Origin of the sequence: Pseudomonas sp. SJZ080 (assembly GCF_007828295.1) — a bacterium.
Taxonomy (GTDB): Bacteria; Pseudomonadota; Gammaproteobacteria; order Pseudomonadales; family Pseudomonadaceae; genus Aquipseudomonas; species Aquipseudomonas migulae_A.
Genome location: NZ_VIUK01000002.1, coordinates 269,807 through 289,373, shown reverse-complemented (window position 1 = coordinate 289,373; position 19,567 = coordinate 269,807). Strand labels below are relative to the sequence as shown.

General features: G+C 60.6%; 18 protein-coding genes. 13 read left to right on the top strand and 5 right to left on the bottom strand.

The window, feature by feature from the left end; translation table 11 throughout:
- Positions 1-67 precede the first annotated feature (67 nt).
- Positions 68-478: a MerR family transcriptional regulator gene (locus FBY04_RS03805; RefSeq protein WP_084322817.1), complete on the top strand. Its 411-nt coding sequence runs from the start codon at positions 68-70 to the stop codon at positions 476-478.
- Here the strand turns inward: FBY04_RS03805 and FBY04_RS03800 are convergent.
- Entirely contained in the window at positions 462-2,003 is a 1,542-nt protein-coding gene (locus FBY04_RS03800; RefSeq protein WP_145314559.1) for an MFS transporter, read from the bottom strand. The two genes, FBY04_RS03805 and FBY04_RS03800, sit on opposite strands and share 17 nt — an antisense overlap.
- A gap of 165 nt (positions 2,004-2,168) precedes the next feature.
- Here FBY04_RS03800 and FBY04_RS03795 point away from each other — a divergent pair, with 165 nt between their 5' ends.
- The 3 genes from FBY04_RS03795 to FBY04_RS03785 all read left to right on the top strand — a co-directional run bounded on the left by FBY04_RS03795 (position 2,169) and on the right by FBY04_RS03785 (position 3,806).
- Entirely contained in the window at positions 2,169-3,035 is an 867-nt protein-coding gene (locus tag FBY04_RS03795; RefSeq protein WP_145314558.1) for a LysR family transcriptional regulator, read from the top strand.
- 251 nt (positions 3,036-3,286) lie between these two features.
- The gene (locus FBY04_RS03790; protein ID WP_145314557.1) at positions 3,287-3,535 is read left to right on the top strand and encodes a type II toxin-antitoxin system Phd/YefM family antitoxin; all 249 of its coding nucleotides are present in this window, start codon (positions 3,287-3,289) and stop codon (positions 3,533-3,535) included.
- Positions 3,525-3,806, top strand: coding sequence for a type II toxin-antitoxin system RelE/ParE family toxin (locus tag FBY04_RS03785; RefSeq protein ID WP_145314556.1), 282 nt, complete (start codon positions 3,525-3,527; stop codon positions 3,804-3,806). The genes FBY04_RS03790 and FBY04_RS03785 overlap by 11 nt, the downstream gene beginning before the upstream one ends.
- A 156-nt stretch (positions 3,807-3,962) precedes the next feature.
- Here the strand turns inward: FBY04_RS03785 and FBY04_RS03780 are convergent, their stop codons facing one another.
- From FBY04_RS03780 to wecB, 4 genes are read right to left on the bottom strand one after another with little or no spacing between them, the layout of a single operon-like run.
- On the bottom strand, positions 3,963-4,838 hold the full coding sequence (locus tag FBY04_RS03780) for a DUF4434 family protein (protein ID WP_145314555.1): 876 nt from the start codon (positions 4,836-4,838) through the stop codon (positions 3,963-3,965).
- The gene (locus FBY04_RS03775; RefSeq protein WP_145314554.1) at positions 4,838-7,999 is read right to left on the bottom strand and encodes a phage receptor; all 3,162 of its coding nucleotides are present in this window, start codon (positions 7,997-7,999) and stop codon (positions 4,838-4,840) included. The genes FBY04_RS03780 and FBY04_RS03775 overlap by 1 nt, the downstream gene beginning before the upstream one ends.
- Positions 7,996-10,170, bottom strand: a complete 2,175-nt coding sequence (gene nrfB / locus FBY04_RS03770; RefSeq protein ID WP_145314553.1) for a cyclic di-3',5'-guanylate-activated glycosyltransferase NrfB — start codon at positions 10,168-10,170, stop codon at positions 7,996-7,998. Before nrfB ends, FBY04_RS03775 begins: the two co-directional genes overlap by 4 nt.
- Positions 10,167-11,321 carry a non-hydrolyzing UDP-N-acetylglucosamine 2-epimerase gene (wecB, locus tag FBY04_RS03765; protein WP_084322825.1) on the bottom strand — a complete coding sequence of 385 codons (1,155 nt, stop codon included), beginning with the start codon at positions 11,319-11,321 and terminating at the stop codon, positions 10,167-10,169. Before wecB ends, nrfB begins: the two co-directional genes overlap by 4 nt.
- A gap of 112 nt (positions 11,322-11,433) precedes the next feature.
- Between wecB and FBY04_RS03760 the strand changes: the two genes are divergently transcribed.
- The 9 genes from FBY04_RS03760 (at position 11,434) to FBY04_RS03720 (ending at position 19,529) form a co-directional block, all read left to right on the top strand.
- A complete protein-coding gene (locus tag FBY04_RS03760; RefSeq protein ID WP_145314552.1) occupies positions 11,434-11,898 on the top strand; it encodes a hypothetical protein in 465 nt (154 codons plus the stop codon).
- A gap of 79 nt (positions 11,899-11,977) precedes the next feature.
- Positions 11,978-13,537 (top strand): TerC family protein, encoded by a 1,560-nt coding sequence (locus tag FBY04_RS03755; RefSeq protein WP_084322826.1) that lies wholly within the window; start codon positions 11,978-11,980, stop codon positions 13,535-13,537.
- A gap of 374 nt (positions 13,538-13,911) precedes the next feature.
- Positions 13,912-14,760 carry a transporter substrate-binding domain-containing protein gene (locus tag FBY04_RS03750; protein WP_145314551.1) on the top strand — a complete coding sequence of 283 codons (849 nt, stop codon included), beginning with the start codon at positions 13,912-13,914 and terminating at the stop codon, positions 14,758-14,760.
- A 52-nt stretch (positions 14,761-14,812) separates the two neighbouring features.
- The gene (locus FBY04_RS03745) at positions 14,813-15,475 is read left to right on the top strand and encodes an amino acid ABC transporter permease (RefSeq protein WP_007941741.1); all 663 of its coding nucleotides are present in this window, start codon (positions 14,813-14,815) and stop codon (positions 15,473-15,475) included.
- 8 nt (positions 15,476-15,483) lie between these two features.
- Positions 15,484-16,146 carry an amino acid ABC transporter permease gene (locus FBY04_RS03740; RefSeq protein ID WP_084322828.1) on the top strand — a complete coding sequence of 221 codons (663 nt, stop codon included), beginning with the start codon at positions 15,484-15,486 and terminating at the stop codon, positions 16,144-16,146.
- The gene (locus tag FBY04_RS03735; protein ID WP_084322829.1) at positions 16,143-16,940 is read left to right on the top strand and encodes an amino acid ABC transporter ATP-binding protein; all 798 of its coding nucleotides are present in this window, start codon (positions 16,143-16,145) and stop codon (positions 16,938-16,940) included. The genes FBY04_RS03740 and FBY04_RS03735 overlap by 4 nt, the downstream gene beginning before the upstream one ends.
- A 43-nt stretch (positions 16,941-16,983) precedes the next feature.
- On the top strand, positions 16,984-17,373 hold the full coding sequence (locus tag FBY04_RS03730; RefSeq protein WP_084322830.1) for a RidA family protein: 390 nt from the start codon (positions 16,984-16,986) through the stop codon (positions 17,371-17,373).
- A 134-nt stretch (positions 17,374-17,507) separates the two neighbouring features.
- On the top strand, positions 17,508-18,272 hold the full coding sequence (locus FBY04_RS03725) for an IclR family transcriptional regulator (protein ID WP_084322831.1): 765 nt from the start codon (positions 17,508-17,510) through the stop codon (positions 18,270-18,272).
- 39 nt (positions 18,273-18,311) lie between these two features.
- Positions 18,312-19,529 (top strand): amino acid deaminase, encoded by a 1,218-nt coding sequence (locus FBY04_RS03720; RefSeq protein ID WP_084322832.1) that lies wholly within the window; start codon positions 18,312-18,314, stop codon positions 19,527-19,529.
- Positions 19,530-19,567 lie beyond the last annotated feature (38 nt).

Here is a 19,567-nt window from a genome sequence, read left to right as displayed (position 1 = left end):
TCATCAGTGAAGAGCAGAGGCTAAGCTTAAAGTTAACTTTAATGTCAAGCAGGCAAATGAGGCTGAGATGAAGATTGGTGAATTGGCGCAGTTAAGCGGGTTTAACCCGTCGCGTATTCGGTTTTACGAAGCCCAGGGCCTGATCCAGAAAGTGGAGCGCCGGGCGAACGGCTACCGGCATTATCCCGAGCAGGTTTTGCAAACGCTGTACCTCATCCAGTGCGCGCAGCAGGCCGGGTTCAGTCTGGAAGAGTTGAAGCAGTTGATGCCGGACACCGCGACCGGGGAATTCAAGCACGACGAACTGCTGGCGGGGCTCACGCGCAAAGTCGAGCAGATCGAAGAAATGCAGCTGCACCTGGCGCAGAGCAAGGCGAAGCTGTTGGCGGTGATCGACGATATTCAGGCAAAACCCGCCGGCATGGGCTGCGATGCCAATGCCGAGCGGGTGCTGGCTTCATTCAAGCATTCGCGTTGATGACGGCAGCGGAGGGGGCGGGGATCGGATTGCGCATCAGCGTGCCCACCACCAACGCCCCCAGCAAGGCCAGTAAGCCGGCCACCAACAGCAAGAGACTGAAGCCACCGACGAACGCCTGTCGGGCCAACGGTTCGACCGCGTTGCGAGCGGTTTCCGGCAGCAGGCCCAGCGCCGCCGTCATGTCGCCGGCCACCACCCGCGAGGCGATGCCCTGAGTTTGGTCGAGCCATTGCGTACTCTGTGCCGACAGACTGGTGCGCAGCAATTGCTCGGTATGACTGGACAGCAATGCTCCGTACACGCCGATAGCCAACACGATGGCGCTGAAGCGCATGGTGGTGCTCATGCCCGACGCCATGCCGGTACGTTCCCGTGGCACGCAGGCCATGATGTTTTTCTGCGTATCGCCATTGAGCAGTCCGGCACCGGCGCCCGTCACGGCAATCGCCAGGGCAAAGGGCAGGTATCCGCCGCTGCTGACTGCCCAGGCGCTCAGCAGGTTGCCGCTTCCTACGAGGGTCAAACCGGTGGCCATCAACGTCGCCGGGGCAAAACGGCTGGCCAGGCGCACGCCGATTCTCGGGCAAATCAGCATGGTCAGGGCAAACGGCAACATGCCCAGGCCTGACGCGATGGCCGAGAAACCCAGGCCGTTCTGCAGGTAGAACGGCAGCAGCGTCATCATCACCTGGGCGCAGCCGGCATAGGCAAACATACCCAACAGAGCGCCGATGAAGCGCGGGTGTTTGAACAATTGCAGGTCAACCATCGGCCGCTGCTGCATTCGCTCGATCACGACGAACAGACCCAACAACAGCGCGCCGCCGATCATCCGGGCGTAGGTGGTCGGGTTGCTCCAGCCGATCCGGTTGGCCTCGATCAGGCCCCAGATCAGGCACAGCAAACTGGCGCTGAACGCCAGGCTGCCCCACGGATCGAGGCGTGCCGATTGAGGGTCGCGGGATTCCGGCACAGCGCGCCAGACCATCAGCATCAGAAACAGGCCCACCGGCAAATTGAGGTAAAAAATCCAGCGCCAGCCGATGTACTCGGTAATCAGCCCGCCGATGGTCGGCGCAGCGGTCATCGCCACGCCCATGCACGCGCCCCAGAACGCCCAGGCTTTCGCCCGCTCAACTTCATCGTGAAAAGTGTGGCCGATGGAGGCGAGCGCCGAGGTCAGCAATAACGCCGCACCGACGCCTTTGACCGCCCGTGCGATGTCGAGGAACAACGCCGTGGGTGCCGCGCCGCAACCGATCGAGGCGAGAATGAACAGGCCCAGGCCACAGAGCAGGGTTTTCTGCCGGCCAAAGCGGTCGGCAATGCTGCCTGCCGGTAAAAGCAGGGCGGCGAAGGCGAGCATGTAAGCGCTGACCACCCATTCGATGTCGGCAAAGTTCGCACCCAGGTCCCGGGCGATCGTCGGCAGCGTGACGGCGACAATGTTGGTGTCGAGGACGATCAGCGAACAGACGCCCGATGCTGTCAGCAGTGTCAGGCGAGGACTGACACGGCTCATGATGTGATTGCCTTTTGGGCAAGGCCGTTGATCGCGGAGGCGCTAAGAGGTTTGACGTGCATGGCATGGGCTCTCTACTGTGATTGCACCGCGAGCTTATCGCGACCGTTTGGCCTCATCGTTAGCCGGAAAACGGAACTTCATTACCTTTGAGCTAATGCACCGATGGATATACGGCATTTTCGCTATTTTCTGGCCGTTGCCCGGCACGGCAACTTCACTCGCGCCGCCGAACAACTGGGTATCGCGCCGCCGACCCTGACCCGGCAGATCCAGGACATGGAGAACGAACTCGGCACGCGCCTGTTCGTGCGCCAGACACGGGAAGTCAGCCTGACCGAAGCCGGCGCCGCGCTGGTGATCGAAGCCGAGGCGACGGTGCGGCAATTCGAATATGCCCAGCAAAATGCCCAACGCGCCGGGCGAGGGGACATTGGCCATATCGAGCTGGGTTACGTGGCCTCGGCGGTGTACTCGGGTTTGCTGCAAAAACAGGTACAGGCCTTCAGTCGCGAGTGTCCGGACGTCAGCCTGAATGTGCGCGAAAGCCCCATGGTGTCGTTGCCGACGATGGTGCTCGAGGGGCGATTCGACATCGGTTATGTCCGCTCGCCCATGACCTTGCCTGAAGGCCTGGAGGCTATCCGCCTGGATGCCGAGGGCTTTGTGCTGGCGCTGCCGACCGAGTCGTGGCTGTGCCGGTTGACCGAGATCGGCCCGGAGCATTTGCAGGCCGAGACGTTCATTCTTCCGGAGCAGATCAGCGGCACCTTGCAAGTGGCTGCCGAAGGCGGGTTTGCGCCGAAACTGGGCGCGCAACCCGGCGGGCTGGTGGCGGTGCTGGCGTTGGTGTCGCTGGGGCAGGGCGTGGCAGTGGTGCCGGAATCGGTGGTCGGGCATGTCGGATTGCCCGGCGTCCTGTACCGGTCGATCAAGGGCTGCGAGGCGAGCTCGTGGCTGTCGTTGGTTTATCGGCGGTTTGAGAAATCGGCGGCGGTGGTGCGGTATATCGAGCGGGTCAAAAACCGCTGACTACAGACAGGATGTCGACTTTCCCAGCCCTTTTTTCTTCAATGGAAAATTCCTACTCCAACCTGGACATACTCGATTGTGTTTCAGGAAGTACCCGACATTGAACGCGGAAATCAGGAAGCGTGTGGCGTGATACTTTTTGTTCGGTCGTAACGGGTAGCTGTCGCGGCTTTGATGTTGAAGGGTGGAAGCCAGGCACGCTTTGGAGTGCTATTTTTAGCACTTCTTAAAGCACTCTCTGGAGCACCTTCATGACACACATCCTCCTTTCGAATGTTGTAGCGAGCATTTCAGAATTGAAAAAAAATCCGATGGGTACAGTGGCTGCTGGTGGAGGACTGTCTGTTGCGATCCTCAACCGCAATAAGCCGGCTTTCTATTGCGTTCCCGCCAAAGAATACGAAGCCATGATGACTAGGCTCGAAGATCTTGAGTTGATCGCCCTTTGTAAGGAACGTGAAAACGATCCGACCATAAAGGTTTCAATTGATGACCTATGAGTTGGAGTTTTCTGAAAAGGCATGGAGGGAATGGAAGAAGCTCGGTGCAAATCTGCAGGAACAGTTCAAAAAGAAGCTTCAAGAGAGGCTGGTAAACCCTCACGTTCCCGCAGACCGGCTGGGCGGGTTTGGGAATGCGTACAAAATCAAACTGCGTAGCGCCGGGTATCGTCTGGTCTATCGCGTAGTGGATGAAGTGCTGGTCGTAACAGTAATAGCGGTGGGAAAGAGGGAGCGTGGAGCTATTTACAAGGAAGCAAGTGAGCGCTAGCTGTGCGCCGCTGGGGTACAGAACCCGCTTTTATCAGACGAACACCTCAATCCGTGGATGCGCAGTGACCATGCACCTTGATGGCACTGTTTCAGCGTGGGAATGATCACCAATGGCCGTCTTCGCGAGCAGGCTGACGGTCAGACGACTCAGATTCTATTGATGAACATCGCCGACCTGATGCTTGTGCTGGTTGTCGAGAATCACCTTGCCCCACGGTCGATAGCGCAGGGAAAACACCGCCGTAGGGTGACAGCCTGCCGATGTGGCGTCCGGCGTGGCCGGTTCCGCGCGAAACGGTTGGCCCTCGGTGCTGACCTGCCGGAAGGCTTCGCGCACGATGCCGATCGGGCAGGGCAGTGCACTGGCGTAGCCGTTGCGCACCAGCGGCGGCAAACGACCGGTGCCGGCACCGTCCTGCCACCACACGTGAACTCCCGCGTTCGCCAGTCCACCCAGCCAGTGGCCGTTCACCTGCGGCGCGAGCTTGCCCACATTGAAGGCGCTGACGTGCAACGGTGCGTCCAGTTTGCCGGCGAAATCCTTGAGCTGGCGTTCCAGCGTTTGCCGACGATCCACGGCCAGGAAGTGAAAATCGTCGAGCTCAAGCGGCAGATACCAGCCGCTGACCGGGAGCTTCCAGTCTTTGCGCAGCCGCTGTTGCTGAGCCAGTGACTGGCCGAGCTGCGCCTGCCAGTAAACGGCAAGCCCGGCGCTGTCCAGTTCATCGATGCGCTGGTAATAGGCCGGGTCCATGCGCAAGCCGAGTACCAGCTTCAGGCCTTGTTCATGGGCCAGCTCCAGACTGTTGGCGAGCCAGCCATTCGCGCCGCCGAAGTCCGAATCTCCGTAGGCAGTCCATTGCACGACGACGGTTTGCACGCCGTGTCTGGCGGTGTCTTGCCAGATCCGCCGCCATTGCGCCTGGCTGACACTGGCGTCGACGTTCAGCGGTTGATAGAAAATCTGTTCATCGGCGCGGGCCAGGGTGCTGCTCAGTAGCAGGCAAAAAACGAGTAGAAATCGCGTCATCAGAAATTCAACTCCACGCCCAGCAGCACGCCGTTGCCGCCGTCATACAGATTACCGCTCAGGGATTGCTGGTATTCGGTACGCACCGTCAGGTGCGCGCGGTAAGCGTTGTAGATGTCGTCGTCGAACCACCATTGCCAACGCAGGCCGATACCGGTGCGCAGGTCCTGGCGCCAGTCGTTGCTCGGGTCCTGTGTGGCGAACTCGAGAAAGCCGTAAGGCATGATGGTTTGCGCGCCGTTGAACGGCAGCTTCCAGGTGTGACCTTGCTGGAATCGCGACAGCCATTGGTGATCACCGGCCTTGGTCCACCACGCCGCGTCGAGGTAGAGGAAGCGTTCTTCCCAGTCGTTTTCATCGACGCGCCAATCGTTGCGGAATCGCCCCTGATCGAGGAATGACGCGGTGGCGCGCAGCAGGTAATCGGTGCTGGTGTGACCGTCCTGGCGGTGGTCGTTGAACTGGTCGGCCAGCTTTTCGGGGATGAGCAGTTGACCCAGGCTCAGATGCTGATTGTCGTTGTCATTGAACGTGCTTTGCTTGTAGATCTCGCCGTAGAAGTTGATGTTCGCGGTGCCCCACGGTTTGTAGCGCAGACCCACGCCGGTGCCGAGGGATTCGCCATAGCTCGATCGGCCCTGCCCACCGAGCAACACGCGGCCGTAGAGTGACAACGCGCTACCGGCGCGACTCGGTTCTTCTCCGAGCGCATGGTCCCAGATGGCCACTTGCACATTCTGCGAGGTGGCGCGACGTGACGAGTCGCGAAGGGTGCCATTGGGGCGGAAACTGTCGTTGGTCGAGACCCCGGCCGGCGACCAGGTGCTGGCGAGCGTGCGGCTGTCGCGGCGGGACAGGGTTTCGTGAGCGCGGCGCTGGCGATAGCGGCGGGCTTCCATGCTGCCGTCCTCATCGTCGGCGGCGATCGGGTGCTGTTCCAGGTCAATGACCCGACGCAATTCCTTGCGCGCCGCCGCGCTGTCTCCGGCTTCGTCATAACGCAGGGCGAGGGTTTCGCCGAGGCGATAGTCTTCCGGGAAATCCCGGGTAGCGCTTTGCAGGTACGGGGGGGCGTGGGCGCGCTGTTCTTTCGTGTCAGCCCCGGCGAGACGCATGCCGTAATCGGCACGGTACCGCGGGTTGTTCGGTTCGCGGCGCACGGCTTCGGCCAGCCACGTGGTGCTTTGCTCCAGCTCGCCGGCCTTCTGCGCGGTGACCGACGCCGCATAAAAATGACCGGCATCCGGCGCCTGTTGCAAGGCTGAGCGTTGACGCTGCAATGCCTCTGCATGATCGCCGCGGGCGTCGGCAACCGCTGCACCGAGCGACCATTCATTGGCGCCTCGGGCTTGGCTGCGTTGCCAGTAACGTTCTGCGGCTTGAGGGTCACCAGCGGTGAGGGCGCTGCGACTGGCCGTCAGTTTGGCGTTGTCACTCAGTTCTGCATCCGCGAAGCTGCGCCAGATGACCAGGGCACCTGAGGAATCTCCGGCCGCCTCCAATGCATAAGCCAGCGGCAGACGGCTGCCACGGTCGCCGAGTTTTTCGGCGCTCTGATAGTAGACGACGGCTTCACCCGGTCGATCCGGCATGGCGCAGCGGCCCAGGGCGCGATAGTCGCCTGCGACCTGCGGGTGGTCGCCGATGGCTTGTTGCACCGCTTTGCACTGACCCTTTTCCGCCAGTTGCGCCAACAGTTGGCCGCGAGTCGCGGGGTCGACGCGCTTGAGCAGCGACACCATGCGTTGCTGTTGCGCCGGGGTAGTCGTCGATGAAGCATAGAGCCCCGCCAGCCGTTGCAGCATGGCCACGGGCAACTTGCCGCCGTGACGATCGTATGCGCTTTCAAGCAACTGTTGCGCGTGTTCGCGCTGGCCGGCGTTGAGCGCCAGATACGTTGCCTGATTGAGTGAACCGAGGTTGCCGGTCTGCTGGTAATGCCGCTCCCAAAGCGTTGCCGCTTCGGTGTTGCGCCCCAACGCCTGAACCAGTTCGGCTCGACGCTTCACCACGTCAGCGGTCTGTGGTTGGTCGGCGAGCCAGGCGAGCACTTTGTCGCTCTGGCCCTGGTCTTGCCAGATATCCAGCAGTTGGGCCTGTCGGCGGCTATCCCAGGGTTCCGGCAGCCGCGTGCTTTGCAGCAGCTCGGTGGCTTGCAGGCGCTGGGCCAGGATCAGCCAGGTTTGCGGGTCGTCGCTCGGTGGGCAGTTGTGCAATTGCGTGCGTGCGGCTTCCGGATCGCGACCGGACAGCCATTCGGCCGTTTCCAGGCACGGACGCTGCAATTCGCCACTCAAGCGTTGCACGGTCGGCACATCGCCGGTCTGTCGCGCCAGTTCCCACAGACGCTGGCGTTGCGCCGGATCAGCCAGATCGCTGGCCGGCAACGTTTGAATCCAGCGCTGGGCCTGCTTGACGTCGCCCATGGCGATCGCACGGTCGACCATGGCAAGGCGCACCGTGCGCGCCGCTTCGGGTGTCGGTGCCTGTTGCAGCAATTGCTGCAACGGCTGTTCGTCGAGACGTTGCACGTAGGCATTGGCCAGTCGCTTCCAACCCTCGGCGTCCAGTTGCTTGCTGGCGGCCAGTGGCGCCAGTTGCTCGATGGTGCCGTCCCAGTCGCGCAATTGTTCGGACCAATTGGCGCGAGCCTCGCGCAGGATATTGTCGTCCCCCTTGGGCGCCAGTTGCGCAAGCCAGTCGTGGGCCCGGCCTGCGCCACCAAACCTGGCCAGGCTCAGGCTGTAGGCCTGCCACAGGCGTACACGCTGATTGAGGTTGCTGGTCGTCAGCCATTGTTCCACCTGCTCGCTGCTCGGCGGATCCTGTTCGATCCAGGTCAGGCGCAGGTTGAGCAGGGCGTCGTTGTTATCCGGATTGTCCGGCAGCGCTTGCACCGCATCCTTGTAACGCCGCTGCCTGGCCAGCGCTTCCACCAGCATTGCCCGGGCTTCATCGTTGTTCGGCACTTTGGTCAGCAGGTGGCGCATCAGCCGCTCGACTTCGGCCCAGTTACCTTTTTTCGCCTCGCGGTAACTGCGATCCATGTAGGGGAAACTGCGGAACTGTTCGAACTCGGTCAGTGGTTCAGCGTGTACGGAAAAGGTACTCAGGCTCAGTAACAGGCTGGCGATCAGAAGGGCATGACGATCAGGCTTCATGCGACCTCCCGGACAATGCGGTAGGCGGCCTGCTGTTCGCTGGCCTGATCGGCCAGGGCCTGTTCGAGAATGTCCTGAGTGATCATGCCGCGCGAGATCAGGTGTTCGCCCAGGGACATGTGCTCGGCATCGAAGTCGATCAACGCCTGATTGAACAGGCTCGGCGGGACCATGCCGCGCACTTGCAGCAGGTTGCCCAACAGCACTTGGTGATGACTGACGCGTTCGAGCAAGGCTTCATCGTCCTGATGACGCTCAAGCACTTCGAGCATGTGGTGAACTTCCTTATTCTGACGGGGGCTGGCGTACCAGTAGCGGATGCCCAGCGTGACCCGGCCCTGAGGCGCGAGGCGGCAGCGCACCGGGCGTTTCAATTGACGACTGATGGCGCCGAGGGAGACCTGGCTCACCGGGCCTTCGGAGGCGAGCACCAGTGTATTGCCGTCCTCAGCCACCGGCAGCACGCCGTAGTGGGAGGCGATCTTGCGCGGCACGGCGTCGATCAGACGTTTGTCGAGTTTGAACGGATTCAACGGTGCCCATTCAAGGCCCAGTTGTTCGGCAAGGGTTTCTACCAGTTGCGTGCTGTTGATGTGTTCGCGAAGCAGCAGCTCGTGGCCCAGACGCCGGCGTATCGGGCTGGTGATCGCCGCTTCCAGTTGTTCTTCGGTGAGCAGGCCTTTTTCCACCAGACGATGACCTAGCGGCGTGCGGTGGGTCTTGGTCAGGGCCGGGAATTCGTGGGTTGTCTTGTCCCACGCCACGCGGCGCGAATCACCCATTTCCATGACCTGGCGCAGCGCCCGCACGTTGGCGAAGAAGTTGATGAAGTTGCTCCATATCGTGCGCGGTGTCGACAGCAGGCCTTCGACCAGTCCGTAGTAACGGGTGACGAACCAGCCACGCTGAAACAGCCGATTGATCAACATCAACCCGTTGAGCCACAAGAGCGCCGCGAGTACCGGGCTGGTGGACAGGATCGACGGATAGTGCCAGGCGGTCGGTGCAATTACCGTCAACAGCCACATCGCCAGCAGCACGAGGCACAGCAGGCTGACCAGGAAAGTCAGCAGGTAAGTGATCATGCCGCGACGGTCACGCCAGAGGAAATAGTTGAGCAGGCCCCTGGGGCTCCAGCCGAGGTTCTTGGTGCCTTGAAAAACGATGCCGACGATCCAGCGGGATTTCTGGCGGATGGCCTGCTGAAAATCCCGGGGGAAATGCTCGCGAACGCAGATCACCTGGGAAAACACACGGTCCATGCCGAACGCCCATGGCTGTTCGAGCGCCAGTTTCGGGTCAGTCACCGAGTAGCGCGCAAAGATGCACTTCATGCCTTTTTGCTTGAGGCGGAAACCGATGTCGTAGTCTTCGGTCAGGCTCTGCACGTCGAAGGCAATGCCGTCGCCGTCTTCGAGCAGGGCGCTGATGGCTTTACGGCTGAAGCAGGTGCCGACCCCGGCGCTGGGCACTTGGCCGGTCAAGGCTTCGCGGACGATCACGTCCTTGCCGTGGTTCTCGGCGAACTCGTCGACATAGTGCCCGGCGGTGAAGCCTCGCCACTCCGGTGCATAGGGATAGACCGGAATCTGGATCAGGTCCTTGGCCGGCAGCAGATAGTTGAAGAGGCGCAATTCCATTGGCGAAATCACGTCTTCGGCATCGTGCAGAATGAACCCTGCAAACTGGATTTTCGCCTCGCTTTCAAAGCGCAGGATCGCGTCGATGACATTGTTCAGACAGTCGGCCTTACTGGTCGGGCCGGGACGGGCGCAGACCACTTTGTGCACGTTGGGATAGTGCTGGCAGACCGCATCGACGTCGGCCTGCGTCTCGGCATCGTTGGGGTATGTACCGACGAAAATCTGATAGTTCTCGTAATCGAGGGTCGACGCCGCGAGACGCGCCATCTCGCCCACCACGCCCACTTCGTTCCATGCCGGAACCATGATTGCCAGCGGTTTTTCGGCAATGGCGTACAGGCGCTCTTCGTCCGCGCGCTTGAATTTTTCATAGATTCGCCAGCGCCGGACCAGCTTGCGTCCCCAGTACACGAGATCGATGAACAGGTCATCGAGACCGAGGAGGAACATCAACAACGCGAGGACGATCGCGAGGTATTTGAGACCGAACAGGACGTAGGCAAAAAAATCGACTAAATCGAAACTCATCGTGCTTTGACCGCTGCCGAGCGCTCGCTCAACCACTGGCACAGTCGGGTGGCGATGCGTTCGCTGGCATGGCCGTCGCCATAGGGGCTGTGGACACGACTCATGCGTTCGAAGTGAGCTTCGTCATCCAGCAGCAGGCAGCTTTGCTTGACGATGCGGTCGGTGTCCGTGCCCACCAGCAACACGGTCCCGCCTTCAAGCACGGAAGGCCGCTCGGTGACATCGCGCAGCACCAGCACCGGCTTTCCGATGGCCGGGGCTTCTTCCTGGACACCACCGGAGTCGGTGAGGATGAAATGCGCACGGCCCATCAGCCAGACGAAATGCTGGTAGTCCTGTGGCGCCACCAGGTAAATGTTCGGCTTGTCCGACAGCACGCCATACACTGCTTTCTGCACCTGCGGATTGAGGTGCACCGGGTAGACGAATTGCACATCGGGATAGCGCAGCGCGAGGTCGGCAAGGGCGAGGCAGATATTGCGGAAACCGTCGCCGAAATTCTCCCGGCGGTGGCCGGTGATCAACACCATGCGTCGATTATCGTCGAGCACCGCCAGGGGCGAGTCGGCGGCCGGATGCCAGTTGATCTCCTGTTGATGCGTACGCATCCACAGCAGCGCATCGATCACCGTATTGCCGGTGACTTCAACAGTGGCTTTGGACACGCCCTCACGCAGCAGGTTGTTTTCACCCTTGGTGGTCGGGGTGAAATGCAGGTCGGCGAGGACGCAGGTCAGGCGTCGGTTGGCTTCTTCCGGCCAGGGCGCACGCAGGTTACCGGTACGCAGGCCTGCCTCGACGTGGCCGATGGGCAACTGCCGATTGAAAGCGGCGAGGGCAGCGATGAAACTGGTGGTGGTATCACCGTGGACCAGCACGATGTCAGGTTTCACCCGCTCGTAAGCCTGATCGAGATGAGCCAGCAGTTGCTGGGAAAGGCCGTTGAGTGTCTGACCCTGAGTCATGACCTGCAGATCATCGTCGACCGTCAGTTCAAAGGAATCCAGTACTTGCTTGAGCATCTCCCGGTGCTGACCGGTGGAGCAGATGTTCAATTCGACCCCGGGCCATTGACGCAGCACTCTGGCGAGCGGCGCCATCTTGATGGCCTCCGGGCGAGTGCCGAAAACCATCATGATCTTGAAAGACATTGACCCTCCAGGGATGCGACAAGGCGCTGGCTCCAGGCCGGCAGCGCTACTTCTGTGACTGGAACATGAATCAAAACAGCCGCATCGAGGGTTGTCCAATACGGTTTTACGCTTGATTGATGTCGATCATTGTAACGAATGCACGGTGGATAGTGGCTATTGGATCGCACCTGCTCGCAAGGAAGTCGCTTCCTTGGATGATGTTTCGTTTCTCGGCAAAAACGCACCGATTGTGAACCTGATACCCGCGCCCGTAGCCAACGACAGCGCTTCTCCATCGGCACCTTTCGTAGCACTCGCACAGGATTTTGTGAGCGCCGACGATCCAATGCGGGAGCGAGACCGGCTGCCGGCGACGACGGCGGAAAAACAATGTAAATCCGGATGTTCTACAGATTTTGTAATGATTTCTGACTGTAGGAAAAGTCCCTTGCACCTGTACGCTCCAAGGCCTTTTTCCTTTCAGGATTTGCATGAACACCCTCTCGGAGCCCCCCAGTTACCCTTCCTTCCCGTGCTACCGCGCGGTGTTGATGCACGCGAAGCATCCGGTCTTCCAACTTCTGAATACCTTTGACATTGCAGCCCCACGGCCTCTGCGCCGCGACTTGCCGTGCCCGGCATTCTGAATTCACTGAACAGATCGAGACGTTTTTATGGAATGGATAGTTGACCCCACTGCGTGGCTGGGCCTGTTGACGCTGATCGTGCTGGAGCTGGTGCTCGGCATCGACAACCTGGTGTTTATCGCGATCCTTGCGGACAAACTGCCGCCCGAACAGCGCGACCGTGCGCGCCTCATCGGTTTGTCCCTGGCTTTGCTGATGCGCCTGGGGCTGCTGGCGAGCATTTCCTGGCTGGTGACCCTGACCCAGCCGCTGTTCGAGGTGTTCGACCATAGTTTCTCCGGCCGCGACCTGATCATGTTGTTTGGTGGTGTGTTCCTGTTGTTCAAAGCGACCATGGAGTTACACGAACGACTGGAAGGGCATGTCGGCGAGCGTTCTACCGGTACGACTTACGCACTGTTCTGGCCGATCGTTGCGCAGATCGTCGTACTCGATGCAGTGTTCTCCCTCGACGCGGTGATCACAGCCGTGGGCATGGTCGATGAACTGGCAGTCATGATGATCGCGGTGATCATTTCCATTGGCCTGATGATCGTCGCCAGCAAGCCGTTGACCCGTTTCGTCAATGCACACCCGACGGTAATCATGCTGTGCCTGGGCTTCCTGATGATGATCGGCTTCGCGCTGACCGCCGAAGGCCTGGGCTTCCACATTCCGAAGGGTTACCTGTACGCCGCCATCGGTTTCTCGATCCTGATCGAGGTCTTCAACCAGATCGCCCGGGCCCGACGCAAGAAGTCCATGCAAGGCCTGCGGCCGATGCGCGAACGCACGGCCCACGCGGTGCTGCGTTTGCTCGGCGGGCGCAAACTGGCGGCGGAAGAAGTCGACGAGGACATTGCGGACTTGCTGGAAAACGGTGAGGCGCCAACTGAAGTGCTGTTCGACCGACGTGAGCGGGTGATGATCAGCGGCGTGCTGCAACTGGCCGAGCGGCCGATTCGCACGTTGATGACCGTGCGCGCTGATGTCGATCACATCGACCTGTCCGACGATGCCGAAACCATTCGTACACGGCTGATGCATTCTTCCTGCTCGCGCTTGCCGCTGATCCGCGACGGTGCGGTGGATGAGCCTCTGGGCTTCGTGCATAAGAAGGAACTGCTCAAAGAATACCTGGCCGGCAACGAACCTGACCTGGAACAACTGGCGCGCAAGGCTATCAACTTGCTGGACAGTTATTCGATCCTCAACGCCCTGGAGCAAATGCGGCAAGCCTCGACGCACATTGCTTTCGTGGTCAATGAATTCGGCGACTTCGTTGGGGTGCTGACCATGACTGACATTCTGGAGTCGATTGCTGGCGAATTACCCGACGCCAGCGAAATCGAAGGCCCGGATGTGGTCGAGGACAATGGCGGCTTCCTGGTCGGCGGCGCATTGAATCTGATGCGGGTGCGCCAGCGCACCGGGTTTGCGGCGGAACCTACCGACGATTACCAGACCTTGGCCGGCTTGGTGATGAGCTTGATGGACCGATTGCCGATGATCGGTGACAGCCATGAGTGGGAAGGCTGGCATTTGACGGTGGTGGCGGTTGAAGAGCGCCGGGTGACGCGGGTCAGGTTGAGGCGGCTCGACGGGTAATTTGCTGCGTGGCTGATGGCCCCTTCGCGAGCAAGCCCGCTCCCACATTTGGAATGCATTTCCCTGTGAGAGCGGGCTTGCTCGCGAAGGCAATTTCCTACACTCCGCGTGTCTCAAATCCTTGCCGCGTTCAGGAGCACCCATGCACCAACTGTGAACCTGATACCCGCCCCCGTAGCCAACGGTAGCGTTTTCCCATCAGCACCCTCCGTTACACCCTCCGCGCAGTTTTTTACGCATCCCTCTGATTCAAAACACTTTTCAATTTCTCCAGCATTCGCCCCACAACCTGTGGCACACTTTCTGCTGTCTATTCCGTTGTTACATACCTAGTTCCGGTATAGCGGAATAAACATCATCCTGGAGTGCTTGCCATGCATCGCCGACCTTCCTTGTTTAAAGCGTGTGTTTTTCTCTTTGCGGCTTCGGCTGCTGCCGTGGGTGTGGCCCAGGCGGCGGACAGCAAGCTCGATAGCGTGTTGGCCCGCGGGAAACTGATCGTGGGTACGGGCAGTACCAACGCGCCGTGGCATTTCCAGGGAGCGGATGGCAAGTTGCAGGGTTTTGATATCGATATCGGGCGGATGGTCGCCAAAGGGCTGTTCAACGACCCGAGCAAGGTCGAGTTTGTGGTGCAGTCGTCCGATGCGCGGATTCCCAACCTGCTGACCGACAAGGTCGACATGAGCTGCCAGTTCATCACCGTGACCGCCAGCCGTGCCCAGCAAGTGGCGTTCACGCTGCCGTACTACCGCGAAGGTGTCGGCCTGCTGTTGCCGGCGAACAGCAAGTACAAGGAAATCGAAGACCTGAAGGCCGCCAATGACAGCGTGACCGTGGCGGTGCTGCAGAACGTATACGCCGAAGAGTTGGTGCATCAGGCGTTGCCCAAAGCCAAGGTCGATCAGTACGACAGCGTGGACCTGATGTACCAGGCCGTGAACTCCGGCCGTGCCGACGCCGCCGCCACCGATCAGTCGTCGGTGAAATACCTGATGGTGCAGAACCCCGGCCGCTATCGCAGCCCGGCCTACGCCTGGAGCCCGCAAACCTACGCCTGTGCGGTCAAGCGCGGCGATCAGGACTGGCTGAACTTCGTCAACACCACCCTGCATGAAGCCATGACCGGCGTTGAGTTCCCGACTTACGCGGCGTCCTTCAAACAGTGGTTCGGTGTCGATCTGCCGACTCCAGCCATCGGTTTCCCCGTCGAATTCAAATGATCCCGTGAGAGCGGGGCGGTGATGAATCGCCCCGCTCAAGGTACTGCTGACCATGAACTATCAGTTGAACTTTGCCGCCGTGTGGCGCGATTTCGACACTTTGCTGGCGGGGCTCGGTCTGGGCCTTGAGCTGGCGCTGGTGTCGATCGCCATCGGCTGCGTGATCGGCCTGCTGATGGCGTTTGCCTTGCTGTCGAAGCATCGCGCGTTGCGGGTGCTGGCCTCGGTGTATGTGACGGTGATCCGTAACACGCCGATTCTGGTGTTGATTCTGTTGATTTACTTCGCCTTGCCGAGTCTCGGCATTCGTCTGGACAAGATCCCGTCGTTCATCATCACCCTGTCGCTGTACGCCGGGGCCTACCTGACGGAAGTGTTCCGTGGCGGCTTGCTGAGCATTCCCAAGGGGCAGCGCGAAGCCGGGTTGGCGATCGGCCTGGGCGAGTGGCAGGTCAAGGCCTACGTCACTGTTCCGGTGATGCTGCGCAATGTGTTGCCGGCGCTGTCGAACAACTTCATTTCGCTGTTCAAGGACACCTCGCTGGCGGCGGCGATTGCCGTGCCGGAGCTGACCTATTACGCGCGCAAGATCAATGTCGAGAGCTACCGGGTGATTGAAACCTGGCTGGTGACCACAGCGCTCTATGTTGCGGCCTGTTACCTCATTGCCATGATGCTGCGTTACCTCGAGCAGCGTCTGGCGATCCGCCGATAGGAGGCCCCATGTACGAATCACCCAGTTGGTTGCATGAGTTGTGGGTTGCCCGCGAAGTGTTGTGGCAAGGCTTTCTGACCAGTGTGCAGGTGTCGGCCCTGGCGATTTTGCTGGGCACGATGCTCGGCATCGTTGCCGGTCTGGTGCTGACCTACGGCAAGTTCTGGATGCGCGCGCCGTTCCGTTTTTACGTGGACATTATTCGCGGCACGCCGGTGTTTGTGCTGGTGCTGGCCTGCTTCTACATGGCGCCGGCGCTTGGCTGGCAGATCAGCGCGTTCCAGGCCGGTGCGCTGGGGCTGACGCTGTTTTGCGGTTCCCATGTCGCCGAGATTGTGCGCGGTGCGCTGCAAGCGTTGCCGAGCGGGCAGATGGAAGCGAGCAAGGCGATTGGCCTGACGTTTTTCCAGTCCCTCGGCTACGTGCTGTTGCCCCAGGCATTGCGGCAGATTCTGCCGACCTGGGTCAACTCATCCACCGAGATCGTCAAGGCCTCGACGCTGTTGTCGGTGATCGGTGTGGCCGAGTTGCTGCTCAGCACCCAGCAGATCATCGCCCGGACGTTCATGACCCTCGAGTTTTACCTGTTCGCCGGATTTCTGTTTTTCGTCATCAACTACGCCATCGAATTACTCGGCCGGCACATTGAAAAGCGGGTGGCCTTGCCATGACTCAACCTCAAGTTTCGAACGCTCAAAACGCTCAGCCTCTGCTGGACATCCGCGGGCTGCACAAAAAGTATGGCCAGCTCGAAGTGCTCAAGGGCGTTGACCTGACAATGCAGCGCGGCAACGTGGTCACGCTGATCGGTTCCAGCGGTTCAGGCAAGACCACGCTGCTGCGCTGCGTGAACATGCTCGAAGAGTTCCAGGGCGGGCAGATCATGCTCGATGGCGAATCCATCGGCTATGACGAGGTCAACGGCAAACGCGTGCGGCACCCGGAAAAGGTTATTGCCCGGCATCGTGCGATGACCGGCATGGCGTTCCAGCAGTTCAATCTGTTCCCGCACCTGACCGCGTTGCAGAACGTCACCCTCGGTCTGCTCAAGGTCAAGAAGCTGCACAAGGACGAGGCCGTGGCCCTGGCGGAAAAATGGCTGGAGCGGGTCGGCCTGCTGGAGCGACGCGATCACTATCCGGGTCAGTTGTCCGGCGGTCAGCAACAGCGTGTGGCAATTGCCCGGGCGATCGCGATGAACCCGAGCCTGATGCTGTTCGACGAAGTCACCTCGGCCCTCGACCCGGAACTGGTGGGCGAAGTGCTGAGCGTGATCAAGGGCCTGGCCGAGGATGGCATGACCATGCTGTTGGTGACCCACGAAATGCGCTTCGCCTTCGAGGTCTCGGACAAGATCGTTTTCATGAATCAGGGGCGGATCGAAGAGCAGGGGCCACCCAAGGAGCTGTTCGAACGCCCGCAGTCACCGCGTCTGGCGGAATTCCTCAAGAACACGCGGTTCTGATTTTTTTTAAAAGCACTTCACTTTCAAATCAGGAGAAACACTCATGAGCATTACTCGTTACGGCACCGGCAGCACCGCCGCTGGCGGTCAGCCTCGCCCTTTCGCCCGCGCCGTTGAAGCCGATGGCTGGCTGCACGTTTCCGGGCAGGTGCCGGCGGTGGACGGCGAGATCATTGCTGGCGGCATCGTCGAGCAGACTCACCAGACCATGAAGAACCTGATCGCGATTCTCGAAGAGGCCGGTTATGGCCTGGAAGACGTGGTGCGGGCTGGCGTGTGGCTGGAGGATCCGCGGGATTTCACCAGTTTCAACAAGGTCTTCTCCGAGTACTTCAAACCCGAGCACGCCCCGGCCCGGGCCTGCGTGCAGGCGAACATGATGGTTGATTGCAAGGTCGAGATCGACTGCATCGCGTACAAGAAAAAGGCCTGATTCTCGATGGCTCTTGTAGGAGCTGCCGAAGGCTGCGATCTTTTGCCGTTTTTTGGACATGCTGCAAGGGCAAGATCAAAAGATCGCAGCCTGCGGCAGCTCCTACAGGTCGAATTTGTATGGGAACCACTGAAATGACCGAAGACACCATCAAGCGCCGGGCTCGCGGTCTGGACCGGGCGTTCGATATCCTCGATTTCCTCAAGGAGATCGGCCAGCCCCTGCGTCCGAATGAAATCGCCAGCGGCATCGGCAGCCCCAAATCCACGGTATACGAACTGGTGGCCTCGCTGCTGGAGCGGCGGATCCTCGAACCTGTGGGCAAGGAAGGACATGTCTACCTCGGCCGTCAGCTGTACTTCCTCGGCCAGGCGCACTTGCGCCATTTCGACCTCACTCGCGAGGCCGATCATGCCTTGCAGGAGATCGTCAGCCAGACCCACGAAACCGCGCAGATGTGCCTGCTCAACGGGCGTAAATACACCGTGGCCCTGATGAGAGAGGGCGAGCGGCATTTCCGCATTTCCTCGGACATCGGCGAGAACGCACCGATTCCCTGGACCGCCTCCGGACGCCTGCTGCTGGCGCACCTGAGCGACCAGGCAATCATCGACCTGATCGACCACGATGACTTCATCCTGCCCAACGGCGAACGCCTGCCGCTGGAGCAGTTTCTCGGTGAAATCCGTCAGGCCGGCATCGATGGGTTTTTCTCCTTCGATAGCGTCGCCGACACCTTCACCCATTGCTTTGCCGCCCCGGTCAAAGACCCGAACGGCATCGCCATTGCGACCCTGTGCATCGTCGCGCCACGGGCCGACGCCAAGAACAATTACAACGACTATCGCCGGGTGCTGATCGACAGCGCCAACAGCCTCGCCCGGCGTATCAACGAATAACAGCGGCTGCCTGCGGCCGCGAATGTGAGGAGTTCGACCATGTCTACTGCCCAAAATACTGCCGCCGTGGAAAAGGGCTTTGCCCAGACCGGTGCCAACCTGGTACGCGACGTAAGCCTGCCGGCGCTGGTGCTGCACCGCGAAGCGCTGGAGCACAACATTCGCTGGATGCAGACGTTCGTCAGCAACAGCGGCGCCGAACTCGCGCCGCACGGCAAAACCAGCATGACCCCGGCACTGTTTCGTCGTCAGCTGGACGCTGGCGCCTGGGGCATCACCCTGGCCAGCGCCACGCAAACCCGTGCGGCGTATGCCCACGGCGTGCGCCGGGTGCTGATGGCCAACCAACTGGTCGGCACGCCGAACATGGCGCTGATCGCGGATTTGCTGGCGGACCCGACGTTCGACTTCCACTGCATGGTCGATCATCCGGACAACGTCGCAGACCTCGGTGCTTACTTCGCTTCGCGCGGTGTGCGCCTGAACGTGATGATCGAGTACGGTGTGGTCGGCGGTCGTTGCGGTTGCCGCACGGAACAGGAAGTGCTCGCGCTGGCCAAGGCCATCAATGCTCAACCGGCTTTGGCGCTGACGGGCATTGAAGGCTACGAAGGCGTGATCCATGGTGATCATGCCGTCACCGGCATCCGTGAATTTGCGGCGTCGTTGGTGCGTCTGGCGGTGCAGTTGCAGGACAGCGGCGCGTTCGCGATTGCCAAGCCGATCATCACCGCGTCCGGTTCGGCCTGGTATGACCTGATCGCCGAATCCTTCGAAGCGCAGAATGCCGGCGGGCGTTTCCTCAGTGTATTGCGCCCCGGCAGCTACGTGGCGCACGACCATGGCATCTATAAAGACGCGCAATGCTGCGTGCTCGAGCGCCGCAGCGACTTGCACGAAGGGCTGCGTCCGGCGCTGGAAGTCTGGGCTCACGTTCAGTCGTTGCCGGAGCCGGGGTTCGCAGTGATCGCCCTGGGCAAGCGCGATGTGGCTTATGACGCCGGTCTGCCGGTGCCGCTGCTGCGTTACAAGGCGGGTGTGGTGCCGGCGATGGGCGACGATGTCAGCGCCTGCAAGGTGACGGCGGTGATGGACCAGCATGCGTTCATGACGGTGGCGCCGGGTGTTGAGTTGCGGGTGGGCGATATCATTTCGTTCGGGACTTCGCACCCGTGCCTGACGTTCGACAAGTGGCGGACCGGGTGTCTGGTGGATGAGCAGCTGAATGTCATCGAGACCATGGAAACCTGTTTCTAAGGTTCAGACCGAGGTGCGGCCATCGCCAGCAAGCCGGC

Bases quoted from the DNA above. Each gene is read 5' to 3' on its own strand.
- FBY04_RS03805 (WP_084322817.1), top strand. From the start codon at position 68: ATGAAGATTGGTGAATTGGCGCAGTTAAGCGGGTTTAACCCGTCGCGT.
- FBY04_RS03800 (WP_145314559.1), bottom strand. From the start codon at position 2,003: ATGAGCCGTGTCAGTCCTCGCCTGACACTGCTGACAGCATCGGGCGTC.
- FBY04_RS03795 (WP_145314558.1), top strand. From the start codon at position 2,169: ATGGATATACGGCATTTTCGCTATTTTCTGGCCGTTGCCCGGCACGGC.
- FBY04_RS03790 (WP_145314557.1), top strand. From the start codon at position 3,287: ATGACACACATCCTCCTTTCGAATGTTGTAGCGAGCATTTCAGAATTG.
- FBY04_RS03785 (WP_145314556.1), top strand. From the start codon at position 3,525: ATGACCTATGAGTTGGAGTTTTCTGAAAAGGCATGGAGGGAATGGAAG.
- FBY04_RS03780 (WP_145314555.1), bottom strand. From the start codon at position 4,838: ATGACGCGATTTCTACTCGTTTTTTGCCTGCTACTGAGCAGCACCCTG.
- FBY04_RS03775 (WP_145314554.1), bottom strand. From the start codon at position 7,999: ATGAAGCCTGATCGTCATGCCCTTCTGATCGCCAGCCTGTTACTGAGC.
- nrfB (WP_145314553.1), bottom strand. From the start codon at position 10,170: ATGAGTTTCGATTTAGTCGATTTTTTTGCCTACGTCCTGTTCGGTCTC.
- wecB (WP_084322825.1), bottom strand. From the start codon at position 11,321: ATGTCTTTCAAGATCATGATGGTTTTCGGCACTCGCCCGGAGGCCATC.
- FBY04_RS03755 (WP_084322826.1), top strand. From the start codon at position 11,978: ATGGAATGGATAGTTGACCCCACTGCGTGGCTGGGCCTGTTGACGCTG.
- FBY04_RS03750 (WP_145314551.1), top strand. From the start codon at position 13,912: ATGCATCGCCGACCTTCCTTGTTTAAAGCGTGTGTTTTTCTCTTTGCG.
- FBY04_RS03745 (WP_007941741.1), top strand. From the start codon at position 14,813: ATGAACTATCAGTTGAACTTTGCCGCCGTGTGGCGCGATTTCGACACT.
- FBY04_RS03740 (WP_084322828.1), top strand. From the start codon at position 15,484: ATGTACGAATCACCCAGTTGGTTGCATGAGTTGTGGGTTGCCCGCGAA.
- FBY04_RS03735 (WP_084322829.1), top strand. From the start codon at position 16,143: ATGACTCAACCTCAAGTTTCGAACGCTCAAAACGCTCAGCCTCTGCTG.
- FBY04_RS03730 (WP_084322830.1), top strand. From the start codon at position 16,984: ATGAGCATTACTCGTTACGGCACCGGCAGCACCGCCGCTGGCGGTCAG.
- FBY04_RS03725 (WP_084322831.1), top strand. From the start codon at position 17,508: ATGACCGAAGACACCATCAAGCGCCGGGCTCGCGGTCTGGACCGGGCG.
- FBY04_RS03720 (WP_084322832.1), top strand. From the start codon at position 18,312: ATGTCTACTGCCCAAAATACTGCCGCCGTGGAAAAGGGCTTTGCCCAG.